Raw genomic sequence first — 2,117 nt, 5'->3', positions numbered from 1 at the left:
GGTCGAGCTGGCCCCGCCAGTAGGCCAGGTCCTTGTCGTCGGGCTCGCCGTCGCCGGCCGCCGCCAGCTCCGGGTAGGTCACCGGCAGCGGGGGCAGCTCCGTCGCGACGCCGGCCACCCTCGCCCGGTAGCGGGCGGAGACCTCGGCGGTCAGCACGGCGTACGAGCCGCCGTCGGTGGCCAGGTGGTGGAAGGCCAGCACCAGCACGTGCCGGGTGGCGGAGAAGCGCAGCAGCGTGAAGGCGAACACCGGCCCGGCGGCCAGGTCGAACACCCGCCGGCTCTCGGCGGCCAGCGCGGCGCGTACCGCGTCGTCCTCGGCCTCGCCGGCCTGGTCGCGCACCGGCAGCTCGACCGGCACCCGGTCGCGGACGACCTGCCGGGGCTCGCCGTCGACGTCGGTGTAGTGGGTGCGCAGCGGGGCGTGCCGGTCGACCACGTCGCGCAGCGCGTCCCGCAGCGCGGCGTGGTCGAGGGGGCCGACGAGGCGCACGGCCGCCGCCTCGTTGTGGGCGGGGGTGCCGGGATGCAGCCGCTCCATCAGCCAGAGCCGGCGCTGCGCCGCCGACAGCGGCGCGCTCCGGTGACCGCCGTCGGCGGTGGGCCGGCGCGGAACGCCATCGGCGGTGGGCCGGAGGGGACCCCCGTCGGCGGTGGGCCGGCGCGGGGTGGCCCGGCGCAGCGCGTCGAGCACCGGCAGGCCGGCGCGGACGGCGTCCCCGGGCAGCCCGAAGTCGACGAAGCAGGCGATCTCGTCGGCCCCGGCGTCGAGCACCGCCTCGACCACCGCGCGGCAGCTCTGCGGGGAGCCGATGAGCGCCCGCTGCGCGCAGTACCGCTCGTACGCCCGGGACAGCACGAACCGCACGTCCTCGTCGGGGGTGTCGGCCAGGTCGATGTTCATGCCGAGGCTGTTGACCACCTGGCCGAGCAGGGCGAACGAGGAGCGCAGGTACGCGCAGAACGGCTCGAACGCCTCGGCGCGGGCCCGCTCGGCGTCCTCGCCGAGGTAGGTGTGCAGCAGCACCACCACGCGCCCGCCGGCCGGGTCGAGGCCGTGCTCGGCGCGGGTGCGCCGGTAGAGCGCCACGTTCTCGGCCAGGCTCGACACGTCCTGCGTCATCAGGTTCGTCACCACGCCGACGTCGTGGCGGGCGGCTTCCCGGTAGCTGTCGGGATTGCCGACGATCGCCGTGAACACCGGCGGTTCGGGCTGCACCGGCCGGGGGAACAGGCGTACGTCGATCGCCTCGCCGCTGCCCGACCGGGCCGGCACCTCCTCACCGCGCCACAACCGCCGGACGGTCTCCAGGTGCTCGTACATCACCTGCTTGTGCCGGCCGAAGTGCTCGGGGTGGAGGACGAAGTCGTTGGCGTGCCAGCCCGGCGCGCAGCCCAGCCCGATCCGGCCGCCGGAGAGGTTGTCCACCATGGACCACTCCTCGGCGACCCGGATGGGATGGTGCAGCGGCAGCACGACCGAACCGGCGTTGAGCCGCACCCGCCGGGTGCGGGTCGCGAGGGCGGCGGCGAGCACGGACGGGTTGGGGAAGAGGCCGCCGAAGGAGTGGAAGTGCCGCTCGGGCAGCCAGACGGCGTGGAAGCCCTGCGTGTCGGCGAACTCGGCCGCGTCGAGGATGACGGCGTACTTGTCGTCGCGGTCCTGGTCCGGGTAATCGCCGAAGAAGTAGAGGCTGAAGTCGACGACGCCGCGCGGCGCCGAGGCCGACGCGACGGCGGGGCGCGGGGACGCGACGGCCGGGGCGACGGTGGCCGGCGGGGACGCGACCGATGCGACGGCGGCCGGCTCCACGGCCGGGAGGGCACCGGCCGGTGGGTCCCCGGCGAGCCCCGCGGCGGCGCCGAGGAGGGCGAGTTGCTGCCGCATCAGGTCCAACTGCTGCGCGACGATGCCGACCAGCTCACCGGGCACGCCCCCGGACGGTCCGCGCCCGGACGGTCGGGGCAGCGGCGGCTCGCCCGCCGCCGGTCGGGGCGCGGCCGGGCCGGTCGCCCCCGGGTCGGTCGCCCCCAGCACCGTGTCGGCCGGGACGGTGGGCGACGCGGCGGCGGCGATCGTCGTGGCCAGGCGGCGGGGGGTGTCGACGGTGGTGAAC

1 protein-coding gene is annotated in these 2,117 nt (G+C 76.5%); it reads right to left on the bottom strand.

Annotated features, from left to right (window positions below):
* On the bottom strand, positions 1 to 2,117 hold a 2,117-nt coding region (locus E1258_RS32190), incomplete at both ends, for a MupA/Atu3671 family FMN-dependent luciferase-like monooxygenase (RefSeq protein WP_207919915.1).

Source organism: Micromonospora sp. KC207, assembly GCF_004348615.1.
Lineage (GTDB): Bacteria > Actinomycetota > Actinomycetes > Mycobacteriales > Micromonosporaceae > Micromonospora.
Note: the sequence above shows the minus strand (reverse complement) of the source record. Positions and strands in the feature narration are given on the sequence as shown.